The organism is Pantoea endophytica (genome assembly GCF_002858935.1).
GTDB lineage: Bacteria > Pseudomonadota > Gammaproteobacteria > Enterobacterales > Enterobacteriaceae > Pantoea > Pantoea leporis.
In genome coordinates, this window is sequence record NZ_PJRT01000007.1 from 83,707 (window position 1) to 103,298 (window position 19,592).

General features: G+C 55.8%; 18 protein-coding genes. 13 read left to right on the top strand and 5 right to left on the bottom strand.

Translation table 11 applies throughout. The features are described from left to right. Positions 1-121: 121 nt before the first annotated feature. From PZBJ_RS07055 to PZBJ_RS07110, 12 genes are all read left to right on the top strand, one after another. The gene (locus PZBJ_RS07055; protein ID WP_101761865.1) at positions 122-1,030 is read left to right on the top strand and encodes a LysR family transcriptional regulator; all 909 of its coding nucleotides are present in this window, start codon (positions 122-124) and stop codon (positions 1,028-1,030) included. A gap of 207 nt (positions 1,031-1,237) precedes the next feature. Then, positions 1,238-2,197, top strand: coding sequence for a LysR family transcriptional regulator (locus PZBJ_RS07060; protein ID WP_206098203.1), 960 nt, complete (start codon positions 1,238-1,240; stop codon positions 2,195-2,197). A gap of 340 nt (positions 2,198-2,537) precedes the next feature. After that, positions 2,538-3,992, top strand: coding sequence for an NAD(P)-binding domain-containing protein (locus PZBJ_RS07065; protein ID WP_101761867.1), 1,455 nt, complete (start codon positions 2,538-2,540; stop codon positions 3,990-3,992). Further along, positions 3,989-4,471, top strand: coding sequence for a CMD domain-containing protein (locus tag PZBJ_RS07070; protein ID WP_101761868.1), 483 nt, complete (start codon positions 3,989-3,991; stop codon positions 4,469-4,471). Before PZBJ_RS07065 ends, PZBJ_RS07070 begins: the two co-directional genes overlap by 4 nt. Continuing rightward, entirely contained in the window at positions 4,468-5,034 is a 567-nt protein-coding gene (locus PZBJ_RS07075; protein WP_101761869.1) for a peroxidase-related enzyme, read from the top strand. Before PZBJ_RS07070 ends, PZBJ_RS07075 begins: the two co-directional genes overlap by 4 nt. 10 nt (positions 5,035-5,044) lie before the next feature. Beyond that, positions 5,045-5,782 (top strand): amino acid ABC transporter ATP-binding protein, encoded by a 738-nt coding sequence (locus PZBJ_RS07080; RefSeq protein ID WP_101761870.1) that lies wholly within the window; start codon positions 5,045-5,047, stop codon positions 5,780-5,782. Positions 5,783-5,802: 20 nt separating this feature from the next. After that, the gene (locus PZBJ_RS07085) at positions 5,803-6,618 is read left to right on the top strand and encodes a transporter substrate-binding domain-containing protein (protein WP_101761871.1); all 816 of its coding nucleotides are present in this window, start codon (positions 5,803-5,805) and stop codon (positions 6,616-6,618) included. Between the two features lie 82 nt (positions 6,619-6,700). Next, positions 6,701-7,387, top strand: a complete 687-nt coding sequence (locus tag PZBJ_RS07090; protein WP_154155525.1) for an amino acid ABC transporter permease — start codon at positions 6,701-6,703, stop codon at positions 7,385-7,387. 15 nt (positions 7,388-7,402) lie between these two features. Next, entirely contained in the window at positions 7,403-8,095 is a 693-nt protein-coding gene (locus PZBJ_RS07095) for an amino acid ABC transporter permease (RefSeq protein ID WP_101761872.1), read from the top strand. A gap of 172 nt (positions 8,096-8,267) precedes the next feature. Further along, positions 8,268-8,813 carry a winged helix-turn-helix transcriptional regulator gene (locus PZBJ_RS07100; protein WP_101761873.1) on the top strand — a complete coding sequence of 182 codons (546 nt, stop codon included), beginning with the start codon at positions 8,268-8,270 and terminating at the stop codon, positions 8,811-8,813. Positions 8,814-8,855: 42 nt separating this feature from the next. Continuing rightward, positions 8,856-10,118, top strand: coding sequence for a beta-ketoacyl-ACP synthase II (gene fabF, locus PZBJ_RS07105; protein WP_101761874.1), 1,263 nt, complete (start codon positions 8,856-8,858; stop codon positions 10,116-10,118). A gap of 191 nt (positions 10,119-10,309) precedes the next feature. After that, positions 10,310-10,732, top strand: coding sequence for a MarR family winged helix-turn-helix transcriptional regulator (locus PZBJ_RS07110; protein WP_101761875.1), 423 nt, complete (start codon positions 10,310-10,312; stop codon positions 10,730-10,732). Here the strand turns inward: PZBJ_RS07110 and PZBJ_RS07115 are convergent. The 4 genes from PZBJ_RS07115 to PZBJ_RS07130 form a co-directional block, all read right to left on the bottom strand. Continuing rightward, on the bottom strand, positions 10,715-11,128 hold the full coding sequence (locus tag PZBJ_RS07115) for an ester cyclase (RefSeq protein ID WP_101761876.1): 414 nt from the start codon (positions 11,126-11,128) through the stop codon (positions 10,715-10,717). The genes PZBJ_RS07110 and PZBJ_RS07115 overlap by 18 nt on opposite strands. A gap of 198 nt (positions 11,129-11,326) precedes the next feature. Further along, positions 11,327-12,391: a mannonate dehydratase gene (uxuA, locus tag PZBJ_RS07120; protein WP_101761877.1), complete on the bottom strand. Its 1,065-nt coding sequence runs from the start codon at positions 12,389-12,391 to the stop codon at positions 11,327-11,329. 118 nt (positions 12,392-12,509) lie between these two features. Further along, positions 12,510-13,214 (bottom strand): response regulator, encoded by a 705-nt coding sequence (locus tag PZBJ_RS07125; protein ID WP_101761878.1) that lies wholly within the window; start codon positions 13,212-13,214, stop codon positions 12,510-12,512. Then, positions 13,211-16,435, bottom strand: a complete 3,225-nt coding sequence (locus tag PZBJ_RS07130) for a transporter substrate-binding domain-containing protein (protein WP_240632897.1) — start codon at positions 16,433-16,435, stop codon at positions 13,211-13,213. The genes PZBJ_RS07125 and PZBJ_RS07130 overlap by 4 nt, the downstream gene beginning before the upstream one ends. Positions 16,436-16,785: 350 nt before the next feature. Here PZBJ_RS07130 and PZBJ_RS07135 point away from each other — a divergent pair, with 350 nt between their 5' ends. After that, entirely contained in the window at positions 16,786-17,733 is a 948-nt protein-coding gene (locus tag PZBJ_RS07135; protein ID WP_101761880.1) for a sensor domain-containing diguanylate cyclase, read from the top strand. A 123-nt stretch (positions 17,734-17,856) separates the two neighbouring features. On the opposite strand, the gene treF is transcribed toward PZBJ_RS07135, so the two are convergent. Continuing rightward, positions 17,857-19,515, bottom strand: a complete 1,659-nt coding sequence (gene treF / locus PZBJ_RS07140; protein ID WP_052026007.1) for an alpha,alpha-trehalase TreF — start codon at positions 19,513-19,515, stop codon at positions 17,857-17,859. Positions 19,516-19,592: the final 77 nt, after the last annotated feature.

The following is a 19,592-nucleotide window of genomic DNA, read 5'->3' on the forward strand; positions in this document are numbered from 1 at the left end:
GCTCCAGATTGTGTAGGGTGGTGTTATTTTTTGTAATCGAGTTCAGTATGCAGTTTTACTTTGGCTTATCATCAGATGTGGATTATATAAACTATTTGCATAATCAGCGGGTGAGGGGAATGTGGATATAAATCAATTGCGTTGCTTTATTTCGGTCGGTAAAGAACTGCATTTTGGCCGCGCCGCACAAAAGATGGAAATGATGCCTGCGTCACTTTCTCGCTTCATTCGTTTACTGGAAGAGGACCTCGGCGTGCGTCTGTTAAATCGATCGACGCGTAATGTTTCATTAACTGCCGAAGGCGCGCTCTTTTTTGACGACGCCAGCAAATTAATCGATCAATTTGATGCGCTGGCGAAACGTTTTAAAGTGGGATTAAAAGATGAACGCCGCACATTACGTATTGGTGCGATTGATAGTGCCGCGCGTGGGTTAGTTCCGGCGTTACTTAATTTATTTGTTCCGCTGCATCCGCACAGCGATATTCATATTATTGAAGACAAAACCATTAATTTAATTCCGAAATTAAAGTCGGGTTGGCTGGATATGATTTTTATTCGCGAGCCGCAAAGTATTGATGCGTCATTAGCGGTGCGCTTTATCACGCGCGAAAGCTGCGTGCTGGCGGTGCCGATTCAGCATGCGCTGGCGGCTCGTGAACGGGTGGCGGTGGCCGATTTTCAACACGAAGCGATGATCATTCCAGACCGGCGCACACGCCCGCACAGTCACGATCTCACCATGAGCCTGTTTAAACTGGCGGGATTCACGCCGCACATCGCGCAGTTTGCCGAAGAGAAGCAAACCATCCTGAGCCTGGTTGCTGCGGGGCTGGGATTGGCGGTGGTGCCCGCCTCGTATCGCACCATGAACAGCGACAGCGTTAGCTATATTGCGCTGGATCTGCCGGAGCAGATTAAAGGATTGCCATTGAGCATTGCCTGGCAGAAGGGCAACGAAGATCGGTTTCTGCGCGAGATGCTGCGCCTGTTGCATGAGCATCAGCGTGAGCTGACGGATAAGTTGTGATTTCCCTCACCTTAACCCTCTCCCAGAGGGAGAGGAAACTGGCCGCTGCGGAGTTTAACAATTCCCTCTCCCGCCTGCGGGAGAGGGCCAGGGTGAGGGGCAAAGCGCACTTTCCACCCTGTGGCTAATTCCCACCACTCTCTCTATGATGAAAACTTTCCCGCGCCAATGTCGGGAACGATCAATGAGTTAGGGAAAAATTGCGCGATGACCATTTTAAACGACCTGGATTTGCGGCAGCTGGAAGCCTTTTCGGCGGTGATCTCTGCCGGTAGCATCACGGCGGCGGCGAAGGCGCTCAATCGCTCGCAGCCGGCGGTGTCGCGTTTGATTCAGGAGCTGGAACAATCGCTGGGTTATCCGCTGTTTATCCGCAACGGGCCGCGCATTCATCCTTCGGAAGAGGCGCTGCAGCTGCATCAATACGTGCAGAAAGCGCTGCTCTCGCTGCAGCAGATTCGCCTGCGCGCGCAGGAGATCGCCCATCAGCAGCATCGTCCGCTGAGCATCGCCGCCACGCCGGCATTGGCGGCGGGTTTGCTGCCGCAGGCGCTGGCCGCGCTGAATCTGCAGAACAAAGTGCAGATCATCAGCGAATCCGCCGTGCAGACGGCGCATGCGGTGATCACTGCCGAAGCCGATCTCGGTTTATGCAGTTTGCCGCTGGAGCATCACGCGGTGGAACTGCACTGGATTGGCCAGTCGCAATGCGTGGTGGCGCTGCCAGAGCATGACGAGCTGGCGGCGCAATCTCAGCTGTCGTTAAGCAGCCTGGCGGGACGCCGTTTGATTGCACCGTGGAGCCCGCAGCGGTTGCGCGGGCGCTACGAAAAGGCGCTGAAAATGGTCAAAACGCCGCTGCACGAAACCATCGAAACCAACTCCTCCGCCAATATTCTTGGCTGCGTGCGCGCCGGGCTGGGCGTGGCGATTCTCGAACCGGTCACCGGTTGGGGCATGCCGCTGGCCGGTGTGGCGATTCGTCCAATTGAGGAGGATATTCCCTACTACTTTGGCGTGATCACGCCGCAGGGAAGACAGATTTCAGCTGCCGCGCAGGCGCTGGTTGAGGCGTTAGCCAGCGCGGCCGCCGATTTGCTGCCGGGTTTTGAGCGTCTGCCCGCCAGCGAGCATCCGCGTATTATGCGGTTGATTAATCAGGATTAAATATCTCACCCCAATCGTATTTTTTAGCGGTGCGATAAATCGCGCCGCTCCGAAATATACGTGATGTCAGTCATCACCCAGCGTATAAAAATCTTCTTTTAACAAGCCTTATAACATTTCCGGCATAAGATATAAGAAATCCATTGGTCAAAAGCTGAGCGCGATTATTGACTCTGTTTTAGGGCAAGAGGATTATGCGAAGCCTTAGCTCTTACTATGCGTTTTGGTGATTATCAACCATTAACTATGCGTTATCAGGATAATGGAAATGCATAGTCACTCACGCGCTTTGGTGGTTTCGTCCGCACTCTGGCCACCGCTTATTTCTGGGAAAACATGTATGACTTATGCCGCCGATGGCCTTGCCACGCTGGAAGCTCAGCTTCAGCAGGATCTGGAATATCTTGAACTGCCCGCTAAATCCTGGGTGCCCGAGCGCACGCAGGATGGCGCACCCGTGCGTGACGTGGTGGTGATCGGCGCGGGCATGTGCGGGCTGGCGGCGGTGGCGAAATTGCAGTTCAGCGGCATCAGCAATGTGGTGGCGTATGACGCCGCACCCGCCGGGCTGGAAGGTCCGTGGGTGACCTTTGCGCGCATGGAAACGCTGCGTTCACCGAAATCTCTACAAGGCCCGGCGCTCGGCATGGCGCAACTGACGTTCCGCGCGTGGTTCACCGCGCAGTGGGGCAAAGAAACCTGGCAAGCGCTGGATAAAATTCCCAAAGCGCAGTGGATGGATTATCTGATTTGGTATCGCAAGGTGCTGAATCTGCCGGTGCGCAACAATGTGCGCGTCACCCACATTGGCTTTGCTGGCGATCTGATTGCGCTCGATGTAAGCGGTGCCGAAACCGGCCGCATATACACTCGCCGCTTGGTGCTGGCCACCGGACGTTCTGGTCTTGGCGGCTTCGCCGTGCCGGATTTCCTGCAAGGTATTAGCCGCCAGTTCTGGGCGCACTCCGCCGACGACATTGATTTCGCTGCCCTGCAGGGCAAACGCATCGCGGTGATTGGCGCAGGTGCATCGTCAATGGATAACGCCGCCACCGCGCTGGAAAACGGCGCGGGCGCGGTGGATCTGCTGATTCGTCGTAAGCAGATGCCGCGCATCAACAAAATGACCGGCATCGGCAGTCAGGGCGTGGTGCACGGCATGCATCAGCTGCCGGACGCGTGGAAGTGGAAGTTTGTCGATTACACCGCCACCACGCAAACGCCGCCGCCGCGCTCATCGACGCTGCGCGTATCGCGTCATGCCAATGCTCGCTTCTTGCTTGATTGCGGCATCAAAGCGGTCAAGCAAGAGGTCAATGGGCTGCTGATCGAAACCACGCAAGGCGCGCTGCGCTACGACTACCTCATTGCGGCTACCGGCTTTAGTAACGATTTCCACGACCGCCCGGAGTTTGCCGCGCTCGCGCCACATATCCGCAGCTGGCGCGACGGACGTTATCAGCCCGAAATGGGCGCGCCGCGGGCCAATCTGCTGGAAGCGCCGGATCTCAGCCCCGCCTTTGAATTTCGCGAACTGACACCAGGCGCATGCCCGCTATTGGCGCACATTCACTGCTTCAACGATGCCGCGATGCTGACGCACGGCAAAGTCTCCGGCGATATTCCGGCGGTGAGCGCCGGTGCCGATCGTCTGGTGCGCGGCATTACCGCTTCGCTGTTTGCCGAAGACGTCGAGCAGCATTACGCCAACTTACAGGCTTTTGACACCCCTGAATTGCAGGGCGATGAATGGGTGGATTCCACGCCCTTACTCAACCAGGAGAACGCGCAGTGAGTGACGCAATTGATCGCGCAGTCGGCTTAAACGCTGAAGATGCGCTGTACGGCACGCGCCGCCTGCGCCCGGAATTTGTTGACGGCGCGGAGCAGTGCCGCATCTCGGTGCTGGCACCCAACGACGATCAGGGCTTAGCGCCGGATGTACGTTTTGCGCTGGCGCAGCGCATGGCGCAGATGAATAACGATGCCGCGCTGCAACAGGATTATCAGACGCAGCTGGCGGCGTTGCAGCCTTCAGAGGCGCTGCTGGCGCTGGCGGCAGGCGCCACCGATCTGCCAGAACCGCTGGCGACCATCGCGCGCCACGCCGATCTGGTTACCCAGCAGCCAATGCACGCCACCGAGCAGCACATTCGCCTGCTGGAGCAGGCCGGATTGACTCATCCGCAGATTGTGGCGCTCTCCGAGCTGATCGCTTTTATTAACTTCCAGACGCGCGTTGCGGCCGGATTACGCTTGTTGAGGTCTGCATGATTCCGTCGGTTAATCTCAAGCCGCTGCACTGGCATCCGTATATCGCGCCGGTTGAGGTAGAAGAGGCCACGCCCGCGCAGCTCGATGCGATGAAAGTGACGCCATCGAATAAGAAGATCTCCGAATATGTGCGCACGTTAGCACACGATCCCGACAGCTACGTGGCGCGGACCGTGCTGTTCAACGCCATTATGTATGTCGATGGCGGGCTGGATCGCGCGGATCGTGAACTCGGCGCGCTGGGCGCGTCGATCGTTAACGGCTGCAAATATTGCGCGGTGGTGCATGCGCGTCGCCATGCGCAGCTGGCGGAGAGCGATGCGGTGGTGAGCGCCATCTATTTTGATCGTGCGGATGTGCTCGGCGAGCGTGATGCGGCGATCTACCGTTTTGCCCGCCGCCTGTCGGTGACGCCGTCAGAAGCCAGCGTCGAAGATATAGCGGCACTGCGCGCGGTCGGCATGAACGATCAGGAGATTATCGATCTGATCCACGCCATCGCCATTTTTGGCTGGGCCAACCGTCTGATGCATGTGCTTGGCCATGCTGACCTGCACAAATAAGGGCTGCTGCATGTTAGAACTCAACGATATTACGCTCTCTTACGGCAGCACGCCGATTCTGAAAGGTGTCGATCTGTCGGTGAAACGCGGCGATGTGGTGTCGATCATCGGGCCAAGCGGCACCGGCAAAACCACGCTGCTGCGCTGCATTAACTATCTGGCGAAACCGGCGTCGGGCACCATTCAGCTCGATCAGATCCGCATGGATTATCAGTCACCGGATAAAGCGGCGATCCAGGCGATCCGCCTGCGCACCGCGATGGTGTTCCAGCAGTTCAACGTGTTCAAAAACATGACGGTGCTGGAAAACGTGATGGATCCGCTGATCGTCATTCAACGCAAAAGCAAACAGCAAGCGCGCGATATCGCCGTGCAGGAGCTGGAGCGCGTCGGATTGGGCGCCAAACTCGATCACTATCCGTCGCAGCTTTCCGGCGGTCAGCTGCAGCGTACCGGCATCGCCCGCGCGCTGGCGGTGCGTCCTGATGTGATGTTGTTTGATGAACCGACCTCATCGCTCGATCCGGAGCTGGTGGGCGAGGTGCTGAAAGTGATTAAAGATGTGGCGTCCTCCGGCATTACCTCGCTGCTGGTGACACACGAAATGCAGTTCGCCAAAAGTATCTCGAACCGCATCGTCTTTATGGATCAGGGCGTGGTGGCCGCGCAGGGCAGCCCGACTGAGATGTTTGATAATCCAACCCTGCCGCGACTTGCTCAGTTCCTCAATTCAGAACGCGTATTCTAATAATTAAAGGAATCAACGACATGCCTGCAATCAAAACCACTTTACGTCGCCTGGCCGCGCCTGGCATCATCGCGCTGGCACTCATCAGCGGTAACAGCTTCGCCGACGCGGTGCGCACTATCAAAATCGCCACTGCGGCGGAGTCTAAACCGCTGTCGTGGGGCGCGATTGGTCACGAGCCGCAGGGCTACGAGCCGGACGTGCTGAAAGCCATCAACGCTAAACTGCCGCAGTACAAATTTGTGATGGAAGGTGCGGCGGATATCGCCCAGGAAACGGGCCTCGCCACCGGCAAATATGACATGGCGACCGGCGGTTATTACAAAGCGCCAACGCGCAGCAAACAGTTCCTGATCCCGGATGCGCCGATCGGTGCCAGCCTGATGAAGATCTACAGCCGCAGCGATAGCACCATCAACAGCATGAAAGATCTGGTCGGCAAGAAGATTGTGCCGGTTACCGCCGGCGGCGGCGTGTACAAATTCGTGACGCAGTGGCAGCAGGACAACCCGAACGACAAAGTTGAGATCAAAGCTTCGAGCGCTGGCGTGCCTTATCCGGATCGTCTGAAAGAGGTGCAGCGTGGCAAATATGATGCGCTGATCCTGCCTTCGAACCTCGGCGAGCAAACGGTGATCGACAACCAGAAACTGGCGATCAAAGCCAGCGAGCCGGTTGCCATTAACAACACTTACGTGCTGATTCACCGTTCAGCCGAGAACCAGGCGCTGAACGATGACATCAACAAAACGCTGCAACAGCTGAAAGCGGACGGCACGCTGGATAAGCTGGCGCAGAAGTGGTTTGGCGAAGACGTCACGAAGTACATGAAGTAAGGATTCACTAAAGCTGCGCCCGGTGCTGAGCCGGGCGTTGCTTCATTGTTAGCAGGAGTGTTTCACCGTGAATCTGACTTCGATGATTCCCGAGCTGCTCTCGGCGCTGCCGTTGACGCTTGGCATAATGTTTGTCGCGATGATCGTCGGGTTCTTCCTGGCGCTGATCGCCACCGTATTCCGCGTGCGCCGCATCCCGGTTATCAGCCAGTTTGTGGATTTGTACGTCTCATACGCGCGCAGCGTGCCGGTGGTGCTGCAGCTGTTTGTCGCGTTTTATGGCTTGCCGCTGGTGGCCGAGCAGTTTGGCTTCAGCGATTTTGTCACCGCCAACATCGCGGCGATGATTGGCCTGAGTCTGTATCACGGCGGTTATCTGTCGGAAGTGATGCGCCCGGCGTTTCTCGCCGTGGAGAGCGGCCAGCATGACGCCGCCGACAGCATGGGCTACAGCTTCCGCCAGAAAATGCTGCGTATTGTCGGTCCGCAAGCGGTGCACTATGCGCTGCCGGGTTACGGCAATGCGATTATCTATCTGATTCATAACGTGGCGCTGGTGATGTACATCGGTGCGGCGGATGTGATGGCGACCGCGCATCTGATCATGGAACGCGACTACAACCAATATCAGTTCGGCACTTATCTGGTGCTGGCGGTGCTCTATTCGCTGCTGTGCGGCGTGGCCTGGTTGATTATCCGTTTCTTCGAACAACGTCACGCGAAGTACAGCTCGAAAACTGCTGCACGCGTCAAATTCACCAGCGTCTGATAAGGGAGAGAAACCATGTTTGATCTTGAGGTTTTACTGCCGGACTTCTGGAGCATTCTCGATGCGGTGCCGGTGACGCTGCTGATGGCGGTGACGGTGTTTATCTGTTCAACGCTGCTCGGCGGGCTGTTTGCCTTTGTTGAACATCGCCGCCTTCCGGTGCTGCGTCAGTTGGTGATCGCCTACAAAATTGCCTTTAAAGGCGTGCCGATGGTGGTGGTGATTTTCCTCGCCTATTACGGTTTGCCGCCGGCGCTGGATTTCGTCGCCACGCTGTTTGGCGTGAAAGTGAATGCGCACTCGCTGCCGAACTGGGTGATCATCATCGTCGCCCTGAGCGCCTGCGTCGCGGCGTTTCAGGCGGAAGTGTGGAAGGGCGCGCTCAACTCATTTGATAGCGGACAATCGGATGCAGCGCTGTCGCTCGGTTACAGCGGCGGCCAGCTGTTCCGCCGCGTAATGTTCCCGCAGATTATCGTGGCGGCGATTCCTGATCTGGCGAACGCCTTTATGGTGATCATGAAAGCGCTGTCGCTGGCGTTTGCCATCGAAGTGGTGGATATCTTTGCCCAGGCGCAGCTGACCGCGGCGCTGAATTTCTACTACCTCGAAGCCTTCCTGGTGGCGGTGGTGTTTTATATGGTGATTGCCTATGTGGTGACCAAGCTCGCCGATAAGATTGAGGCGAGATTGCGGGTACGGACCTGACCAAATCCGCGCGATAAATTGCGCCGCTACGATCAAGTGCGCCCAACCGTAGCGGCGCACTTTATTGTGCAAAGAAGCCATCGCCAAATCACTTTCACTCTGCAAGTTACTTGCAAAATGAAAGTCACTCTGCAACAGTATCCGCCATCAAACCGATGCGGGATAGCCAACCTTGAAAAACCAAACGCTCCACAACATGCCTTGTCCCATCGCGCGCAGCCTTGGGCGCATTGGCGATGGCTGGAGCATACTGATTATGCGCGATGCGCTGGCCGGTTTTACGCGCTTCGATGAGTTCCAGAAAAGCAGCGGTGTAGCGCCCAACATATTGTCGCGGCGGCTGAAAGAGCTGGTGGACGATGGCTTGCTGGAGAAGGTGTGTTACAGCACCAGCCCGGCGCGCTTCGAATATCACCTGACGGCCGTCGGTCGCGATTTTCGCGGCGTAATTCTGGCGCTCACCGAGTGGGGCAGCACGCATTTCTCGCCGGAAGGTCGCCAGATGCAGCTGGTGGAAAGCGCTACGCAGCGTCCGGTGAAGATGCAGCTGGTCGATAGCGAAAACGGCCAGCCGCTGACGCTGGATAACTATCAGATGGTGCCCGGCCCGGCAGCGGAGCCGATGATGCACTATCGCCATGATTATCTGCAGAAAAAACGCGCTGGAGATAACACCCAGAAATTTGCGCCGCCGCCGCTGCACCAGCCGCAGTCATAACGCTAACGCGCAAGTAAGCATCCGCAGATTAAGGAATGAAAAATGAAACGAATTGTCATTACCGGCATGGGGCTGCTATCGCCGCTGGGCTGCGGCACGGAAGCGGTTTGGCAGTCGCTGCTAGCGGGGAAATCGGGCATCAGCGCCTTGCCGCCAGAGATGGTGCAGGATATCGCCTGCAAAGTGGCGGGACAGGTGCCGACGCTGGAGCAGGATCCCCAGCACGGTTTTAATCCCGACGGCATTATCGCCGCCAAAGATCGCAAGAAAATGGATCGCTTTATCGAGTTCGCGCTGGTGGCAGCGCATGAAGCGCTGACGCAAGCCAACTGGTTCCCGCAGGACAGTGCGCAACAGCAGCGCACCGCCACGGTGATCGCCACCGGTATCGGTGGCTTTAACGAAATCGCCAACGCGGTTGAAACCACCGCCGAGCGTGGGCCGCGTCGCTTGTCGCCGTTTACTATTCCTTCGTTTCTCGCCAATCTGGCCGCCGGACACGTTTCGATTGCACACAGTTTTCGTGGGCCAATTGGCGCGCCGGTAACCGCGTGCGCGGCGGGTGCGCAGGCGATTGGTGATGCGGCGCGCTTGATTCGCAGCGGCGAAGCGGATATTGCGCTGTGCGGCGGCACCGAAGCGGCGATCCATCGCGTGAGCCTGGCCGGATTTGCCGCAGCGAAAGCGATGTCGGGCGGCTTTAACGATCGTCCAGAGCAGGCTTCGCGTCCGTTTGATCGCGACCGCGACGGTTTTGTGATGGGCGAGGGCGCGGGATTGCTGGTGATTGAATCGCTGGAACATGCGCAGGCGCGCGGCGCGACACCGCTGGCGGAGCTGGTGGGTTACGGCACCAGCGCAGATGCTTACCATCTCACCGCCGGTCCGGAAAATGGTGAAGGGGCACGCCGGGCAATGGAAACCGCGCTGGCGCAGGCGGGCATTACGGCGAGCGAGGTACAGCATATCAATGCACATGCTACGTCGACGCCGGTCGGCGACAAGGGCGAATTGGCAGCAATTAGCTCACTGTTCGCTGGCAGCAAGGTAGCAATCACTTCCACCAAATCGGCCACCGGACATCTGCTCGGTGCGGCGGGTGGCGTGGAAGCGATCTTCTCGATTCTGGCGCTGCGCGATCAGGTTGCTCCGCCAACGCTCAATCTGCAGCATCCGGATGAAGCGGCTGTTGGGCTGAATCTGGTGGCGCTGAAACCACAGCCGACGGTGATGACCTATGCGCTTTCCAACGGTTTTGGCTTTGGCGGCGTGAATGCCAGTTTGTTGTTTAAAGCCTGGCAATAGGTTTCCTAATGCTCGTCAGTCAAGACATGAAAACCCTTAATCACTGAGAGCACACATTGTAGCGGCGCAATTCATTGCGCGATAAATCGCGCCGCTACGAAATGTGCGGTGATTTGATAGGGTGCTTAACTGAGGCATTAGGCAAAAGGTTTCCTATAATGGACCGACGATAGCGCGCAGGAATCGCCCCTTTGAGCACTGAAAATGAAACCCAGCAGCTGGCGGAAGAGCTCCGTAAGATGGTCAGTCATTTGGTACGTAACGTCCGCGTCAGCACCGCGACCGTGCGCACCTCGCAATATGAAACCTTAGATCTGCTCGACAGCCATGACGCGCTTTCTATCGCCGATCTCGCGCGGCTGCGCGGCGTGAAGCATCAAAGCATGCGATTAGTGATTAACGAACTCGAGGCGCAAGATTTGGTGCTGCGACAAAAAAGCGCGCAGGACGCGCGGGCGCAGGTGATTGTGCTGAGCGATCAGGCGCGCGCTGCGTTGGCGGCCGCACGTCAACAGCGTGCCGACTGGCTTGCGGCGCGCATCAATGAAACACTCGACCAGCAGGATCGCGACGATCTGCAAAAAGGGCTGGCTGCGTTACGCAAACTGCTTTAACTGCGTCATCACCGCCGCCAGCGTGTTCATGCCCCAATGCTCCGCGTATTTTCCCTCTTCAATTCGCACCATATCGATCACCGCGATCGTTACAGGTAAACCGGTGGGCGCGATGCCCATCAGCGATCCGCTGTGAACGCCGGTTATTGTTTTGCGCGTGGTGACCCAATCGCGCTCGGCGATTTGATCTTCAATGTGCACCTGAAGATGGGAGAAAGCGGGGCGCAGGATCTGATCGAAGGTGTGCCAAAGACTTTCGCGATCGCTGGGCGCGCCGGCTGGCGCTGAGCGGTTAATGAAGTTTTCGCCGACGAGTTGATCGAAAGCCTGGCGATCGCCTTCGGCAATCACCTGCTGATTGAAACGACGCACAACGGCTTTGTTATGTTCTGACATGGTGAGTCCCCGCTGAATATGTACAGTTTAACTGTATATATTTAACGGCAAGTACGGAAGGCGAGTTTGTCAGGTTGTGCGGTGATTATGGTGCGCGCTGATGCCCTCACCCCGGCCCTCTCCCACGGGGAGAGGGAGCAAAAAGTTCCTCGCCCGCTTGCGGGAGAGGGTTAGGGTGAGGGACAAAGCGCACCCAACTCAGCGCTTACTCAGCGCTTCCCACAATCCCAGCAGATAGGTGGTGCCTAGCGCGCGGTCGTACAAACCGTAGCCCGGACGGCCGGTTTCGCCCCAGATAAAGCGGCCGTGATCCGAACGGATGTAGCCATCGAAGCCGTTGTCATGCATTGATTGCAGCACTTTATACATATCCAGCGAACCGTATTCGGTTGGGTGCGCGCACTCGTAGAAATCTTTATCCTGGATAATCTTGATGTTACGCACATGGGCGAACGGAATACGTTTGCGGCGCGAGAACTCCGCCAGAATGGCGTACACATCATTACTCGGATCTTCGGCAATCGATCCGGTACACAGCGTGATGCCGTTAGCCTCGGAATCGACCACGTTACAGATCCAGTCGAGATCGTCGCGGTTCTTCACCACGCGCGGCAGGCCGAAGATCGAATACGGTGGATCGTCCGGGTGGATCGCCATCTTCACGCCCACTTCTTCACATACCGGGATCACCGCTTTCAGAAAGTAAGCGAGGTTTTCACGCAGCTTAGCGTCATCAACATCTTTGTATTGGGCAAACAGATCCTGCACTTTTGCCAGACGCTCCGGTTCCCAGCCCGGCAGGGCGAAACCATTGGCGTTGCCCAGTACTTCCTGCACCACTTCGTCGAGGCTCTTATCAATGCCTTTCTTCTCGAACGCCATGGTGAGCGAGCCGTCTGGCAGCACGTAGTTCATGTCGGTCTTCATCCAGTCAAACACTGGCATGAAGTTGTAGCAAATCACTTTCACACCCGCTTCGGCCAGGTTACGGATGCTCTGCTGATAATTTTCGATGTAACGATCGCGGCTTGGCAGACCGATTTTGATGTCGTCGTGAATGTTGACGCTTTCGATCACTTCCACGGTCAGCCCGGCGGCATGCACCTGCTTAACCAGCGCGTTAATTTTCTCTTTCGGCCAGGTTTCACCTACCGGCACGTCATACAGCGCGCCCACGACGCCGCGCACGCCCGGCACCTGACGAATATATTCCAGCGAAACTTTATCTTCTTTCGGACCAAACCAACGCATTGTCAGTTGCATAATGTCATCCACCGTTATCGTGTCTGTGATAACTGATAAACTACCATTCTAGTAAACATCATGACAGCGCAGCGCGTCCAATAAGCCTTGATCCGCGTCACAGAACACAATTTATGCATCAGTGATGCAGCACAATTTCACCGAAATGCTCTTTGTATTTAAATAATTCCAAATCAGATCGCAGACCCAATTTACGCAGTGCAGTCTGTTTTTGCCCGCTGATGGTTTTACGGCTGCGCGCATATTTTCCGGCGATTTGCGTAATGCTTAATCCATCCAGATAGCAACGGATCACCTCGATCTCACGTGGGCTGAGATTGCGCAGCAGCAGCGTGATATCTTCGCCAGTTTGACGCGGCAATAAATAGTCATGCATTTCCCGATCGCTTTCCTGAAACTTATCCATCTCCAGCAGCATATCGGCGGTGAGAAAACGCTTGTTACGGCATACCTGATGCAGGGCGGTAATCAGCACTTCCTGATCTTCACTTTTACCCACAAAGCCATGCACACCCGCTTTTAACAGCAGTTGCACTATTGCCGGTTTTTCTACTGCCGAGGAGATCAGGATTTTCAAATCGGGATAACGCGCGCGCAGCTGTTTCACCATCTGCAGGCCGTCGAGTTCGTCTTCGCCAAGCATGTAGTCCAGCACCAGCACGTCCACTGAATGACGCTGCAAAAATGCCATCAGCTGCTGGCGTTGCGAAAAGGCGCCAGCCAGCTCCAGCGGCGCTTCCTGCGCCAGACGATACTGAATTGCTTTGCCGATCAGGGGATGATCGTCTAATACGGCAACCTGCCAGATTGCATCTTGTTTCATGGTTTCACCTCATTATCAGGATTATTTTTTAGTGCGTGAAGGAAGATCGCTTCCAGTTCGGCCACTGCTGTAGCGACTTCGGGAATCAGCTGCTGCAGGAACGCACTCTCTCGTTGTTCGGCTGCCTGCTCGGCGGCGAGGCAACTCTGTTGTAGGCTTTCAGCGCGCAGTAATTTGGCGCTGCCAAGTAATTGATGTGCAGCGTGGTGTGCACCAGGGAAGTCCTCCGCCATGGCAGCTTGCTCCAGTTGTGCAAGATCGCGCGCATTTTGCTGCTGAGCGGTGGTGACCAGATCGCGCCAGGCTTGCGGATCATTGGCCGCGAGGTTTTCCAGGGTAAGCAGGGTTTCATTACGCATGCTGCTGGCAGCGCTGCCGGTGACCACTCGCAGCAGCTGGGTGCGCTCCAGCGGTTTAAACAGGCAACCATCCATGCCAGCCTGCGTCGCGAGTTGTGCAACGCGCTCTTCTGCCATCGCCGTCAGGCCATAAATCGGGACTGCGCGGCGATTCATTAGCTTCTCCTCAATACGTAACTGGCGGGTAAATTCAAAGCCATCCATGCCTGGCATATTGCAATCGGTGATCACACGATCAACGTCATGTTCGCGCCACAGTGCCAGCGCCGTTTCACCGTCTTCTGCCACCAACACATGATGCCCGGCGTAACGCAACTGTTGTGCCAGTAGCAGGCGATTGGTGGCGTTGTCATCCACAACCAGCATTCTTAAGGATGCGTGCACAACGTCATCAACTGGCTCAGCTTCTGCTTCAGTCAGCGTGGCGGGCTGGGCGATGAAGCGCAGCATAAATACGCTGCCCTCATCGGGCTCGCTCTCTACATGCAGCTCGGTTCCCAGCATCACCGCCAGACGGCGACAGATGTTGAGACCCAGTCCGGTGCCACTGACGCGATTAGTGCCCTGATCCACCTGAACAAAGGGCTCGAAAATCGCCTTTTGCTGTTCTGGCGTGAGACCCACCCCACTGTCGCAGACTTCCAGTACGTATTCGGGTTTAGTGATATCTGCCTGGTAAAGCGCCACTTCAACTTCACCCCGCGCGGTAAACTTAATGGCATTGCTGACCAGGTTCGCCAGGATCTGCTTCAACGCCACGGGATCGAACAGCACGCTGTCCTGATCGATATCCAGCATGACATTGAGCGCCAGCCCTTTATTTAGCGCCACCTGACGGAAAAGCGCTTCAGTGTCGTAAACCACATCGCTCAGTGACATCGGCATGTGGCGAATGCTGAAATGACCGGATTCGATTTTCGCCAGGTCGAGAATATCGCCGACCAGCGAGAGCAGTGAACGGGAAGATTCCCACGCCAAATCGATATTCTTTTGCCGCTGCGCTTCGTCGCTCTGACCTAAATGTTCAATCTCCAACAGGCCAATCAGTGCCGCCAACGGCGTGCGGATTTCATGGCTCATATGTGAAAGGAAAGTACTTTTCGCCTCGCTGGAGCGCAGTGCCGCACGCTTCGCTTTACGCACGTCCTCTAACAAGGTTTCGATCGTGTGCAGTTGGTTGCTGATTTCGCGCTCGTGCTGGCGCTGCCTCGCCAGCGACGATTTCAGCAGATGGTTGCGCCACAGGAAAAACAGCAGGCAAATGCCGGCCACCGCAGCAATACGCAGCACGTAACTGCGATAGCTCTGCCAGGACGTGCTGGTTGCGGGCGGCGTGTACTTGATCCAGCGCTCCATCAGTGACTGCATGGTTGGCTGCGGAATATCGGACAGCGCTTTATTCAGGATTGAATTCAGATGCTCATCCGCCACATTGGTGGCCATCGCCATGCGAAACATCGGCAACGGTGCGACAAACGCCACTTTGAAGCGATCGTTGAAGTGGTTATTCAGCAAATATTGCGCCGATTCGTAGGGCACGATAAAGCCGTCAACCTCTTTGTCCTGCAGCTGCCCGAGGGAGTCGAGCGAAACCGCATTTTCACTAAAATCGATGGTTGGCCAGCGGCGACGCAGATCAAAGCGGTAATAAGAACGCTCGTAGATGCCGATGCGTTTCCCTGTCATCTCATCGAAACTGTGCCAGTTACTGTCGCTGCGGGTCATCACCACCCAAGGCGAATAGACATAAGATCGCGTGTATTGAATCTGCGGGCTCTGCTTTGACGCGCCGTCACTCACCACAATCAGGGAATCGCGTTGATTAACCAGCGCATCGCGCATATTGCTCAAGCCCCGCATTGGGTTGTAATGAAAACGAATACCGGTGCGTTGCGAGATGAGATTTAACAAATCAACGCTGAGTCCGGCGACACGCTGTTTGCTGTCGAGAAAGGTGAAAGGCAGATGTGTAGGGTCGTAATTCACCGTGATGTCGCGGTGCTCCGCCAGCCATTTTGCTTCGGCTTCGCTAAGGTCCAAAGGATGATTCTTCACCACCGACCGGTAATCAAGCCCCCAGGCTTCGGCAATTTGTACGGCATTACGTAGCGGGATATTTTTAAGAATTTCATTAATGGCGTCGATCAGCTCAGCATTGTCCGCGCGGGCGGCAAAGCGCGCATCCACATCATTCATGTAAGGCGTGCTATGGCCTTCAATGATGTTCTGCAAGCCGCGCTGCGACAAATAGCGCTGCGTGGCGGAGTTACTCCAGAACACCATGTCCTCATTAAAAGCGGTATCGGTATAGGCCCAGAGCGGCGGTGAGGCGGGCGCTAATGTGGCTTCGGGATAGCGTTTATGCAGCAGCGCTTTCAGTTCGTCGTCACCGTAGTACATCAGGCGGTAGCGGCTGTCATTCAGCTGACGATCAAATTTTGCCTGGCGGCGGCTAATCAACACGCTTTGCGCCAGCGAATAGGGAATACTCAGCGCCAGTTTGGTTTCATGATTAGCAGCCTGCGGGTAGTAAGGAATTAAATCGACTTGCTTGTTATTGAGCGCGTTAACCAGATCGAGACGGGTGTTATAGCGCTTAACTTCGACCGGGCGATTCAGCGTTTTCGCGATGATGGCCAGATAATCGGCGGACAGTCCTTCAAAGGTGTCCTCTTCGAATTCAACCGAATAGGGCGGTAACGTATGGCTCCATACGCCGACGCGCAGCACCGGATGACGTTTTAGCCACTGCTGTCCCTCTGCATTCAGCGTCACTTCAGGGGAAACCAGACCGTAACGCGGCGTGAATTTTAAGGTGGTGGCGCTCCAGGCCGACAGGCAAAAGCCCAACAAAAAAATCATGCTAAAAATGCGTTTGACCACGAATTGATTCTCAGTTTTCTTTGCTGCTGTAGGCACTGCCGTGCGGCGGTGCGGCCCTCTGGCTGCGCTTTAATGCGCCAGTGACCCTTCACAGCGGCACGAAACTCAACGGTTATTAAATGCTTTTTAAGAAATTTCTTACGTCTGTAGGCGGGGCTTATTAAAGGCTGGTACTTAAGTAAGTTAAGTCAGCTGTTTTGACAGGAAACTTTCGACGTAACTCCTGAAGTTTCTCCAATTTGCCGCTGCTAATCGGCTTTTCATTTGTTTTATTTACAGAAACTTCCCGGCAGGCAAAATAGCGCTTATTTCCTCTCCTTCAGCCAACCATGTCAGAAGAAGCGCTGCGTCAGCAGATTCAGAACCTGAAAAAACATAATGCGCGGTTAAAGCGTATAGCGCATGACGCGCGTAATAAGCTGAGTGCAGCGCTGGATGGAACCGGTTTATGTTTGTGGCAGCTGGATATTCCCAGCGGCAAGCTGGTGATTTTTAATCGTCGCTGGGGGGCGATGCTGGGTTTTCAGCCGAAAGAGACCAAAGCGCAGTTCGATGTGTGGCGCGGACGCCTGCATCCGGATGACGCCGACGAAGTGCTCAAAGCTTTTTACGATCACATTGAAGGGCGCGCGCCTTATTACGAAGCGCTGCACCGCATGCTGGGCAAAAACGACAACATTAAATGGGTGCTGGATCGCGGACGCGTTACCGAATGGGACGCAGCGGGCAATCCGCTCAAAGTCACCGGCACGCACATCGATATGACCAAAGAGAAGCAGTACGAAGCGCAGCTCTCATCGCTGGCGCATCACGATCCGCTAACCGGACTGACTAATCGCCATGCGCTCAATACGCAGTTCAGCAGGATGAAAGCGCTGGGCCCACTGTGCGTGGCGTTTATCGATCTCGATAACTTCAAACACGTCAACGATACCTTGGGACATCGCAGTGGTGATGAGGTGTTGATTCAACTGAGCCAGCGCATCATCGACGTGGTGCCGCCAAACGTGGTGATTGGCCGACTCGGCGGCGACGAGTTTGTGCTGCTGATGCCGTTCCTGATCGACTATCCGAAAGTGCGCATTATGATGCAGGCGGTGCTGGATGCCGCGCTGACGCCGTTTGATATTGATAATGGACATGCGCAGATTGGTGCGTCAATTGGCATTGCGCAGGTGCAGGAACGCGACAGCTTCGATGAAGCGCTGACGCGGGCCGATGAGGCGATGTATCAGATTAAGAAGAATGGTAAGCAGGGTTTTGGGTTGGCGGGGTAGCTTTTACCCTCGCCCTAACCCTCTCCCGCAGGCGGGAGAGGGGACTGATCGAGCTTACATATGGCAGCGTTTCCCTCTCCCTGTGGGAGAGGGTCAGGGTGAGGGCATCAAGCCGCACCAATCTCAATCCGCCAGCAAATGCCCATACATGGTCATCAATCTGCGGGTGACGCCATTAGTCCAGCCGAAGCCGTCCTGCAGCGGATATTCGCCACCACCACCCGGACGGGCGCGATCGCCGCTGATGTCATACTTCTCCACCAGCTTATGATGCAGTGAATAGAAATTATTCACCGTATTCAGCCAGTTAACGGCAATTTCTGTCGCCAGCGTCTCTTCACCGTAGTGATTCAAACCGACCACCGCCATCCACTGCAACGGCGCCCAGGCATTGGGTTTATCCCATTGTTCGCCGCTCTCCACCATTGAGGTTAACAAGCCGCCTTGCGTCAGTAACAGATGACGCAGCGCAACGGCCTGCAGGTGCGCCTGCTCGGGCGAGGCGAGGCCGAGGAACAGCGGCACCACCGCAGCAGCGGTGAAGGCGCCAAAGCGTTCGCGACGCCAGTCGTAATCGCGGTACACCCCGGCGGTGTTATCCCACAGATAGCGATGAATCGCCTGCTTACGCGCATCGGCTTTTTTCTGCCACGCCAGCGCCGTGAGCTCTTCACCTTTAGCGTGCGACAGCGTCGAAATCATCAGCTCCAGCTTGTAGAGGAATGCGTTGAGGTCGATCGGAATAAATTGCGTGGTGCGGATACTCGCCAGACGCTGCGGATCGCGCAGCCAGCGTGAAGAGTAATCCCAGCCCGATGCAGCACCGGCACGCAGATCGCGATAAACCTCATTAGCCGGACGACCTGATTTCTTCGCGGTTTCAATATCTTCCAGCCACGACTCATCGCGCGGCGTGTCGCGATCGTCCCAGTAACGGTTGAGCAGCGAACCATCTGGCATGCGCACCACGTGGCGATAGGCTTGATGCGGCATCAGCTCACCCGCGCCGTCCATCCAGAACTGGTACTCTTTCATCAGCTGATCGAGATAGCGTTTCGCACCGCGAATGCCATCCTCTTCAAACAGTTCCACCATCAGCGCAAACACCGGCGGCTGCGAACGGCTGAGGTAGTAAGTACGGTTGCCATTTGGCACGTGACCGTAGTTATCAATTAGCCAGGCGAAGTTATCCGCCATATGACGCAGCAGATCGTCGCGGCCTGCATCGGCGAGGCCGAGCATGCTGAAGTAAGAGTCCCAGTAATAGGTTTCTCCAAATCGGCCGCCGGGCACCACGTAAGGTTTCGGCAACGGCAGCAGCGATGAGTGCGCTAAATGTTGCTGTGGCATTTTGGTTAACACCGGCCACAGATCGTCAATATGTTCGGTTAAGGTTTTATCTGGATTGGAAACATAAAAACTCTCATTCACCTGAGGTGAATAAAAATGTTCGTGCACGAATGCTTCCAGATCAAAATCCGCTGCGCGTTTACGGCGACGAAAACGGATTAAAATATCCAGCGGATCGAATTTTGGTGCGCAGTCCGGAAACGTTTTGCTGTCAGCAAATATGTGCGATGTCTGTACCTGCTCAAACAGTTCCATGTAGCGATCGGCAGGCGTCAGCGCATCCGGCGCGGGCAAACCTTCAATCAGCTCGGGTTCCGGCTCCGAATCCTGCATACCTTCGCGAACGAACTCGTGAGGATTATATTGATACTCCAGTTCAGCATCAGCGCGTCGATCCTCGAAAGCGTTATATTGCTGTTGGTTAGTATTAATAGCAGCCTCCTGGTAAATTCTTGAATGCGTAAAGAACAAATTATAGAGCTCTGAACGGGCGAAACAACAATGCGATT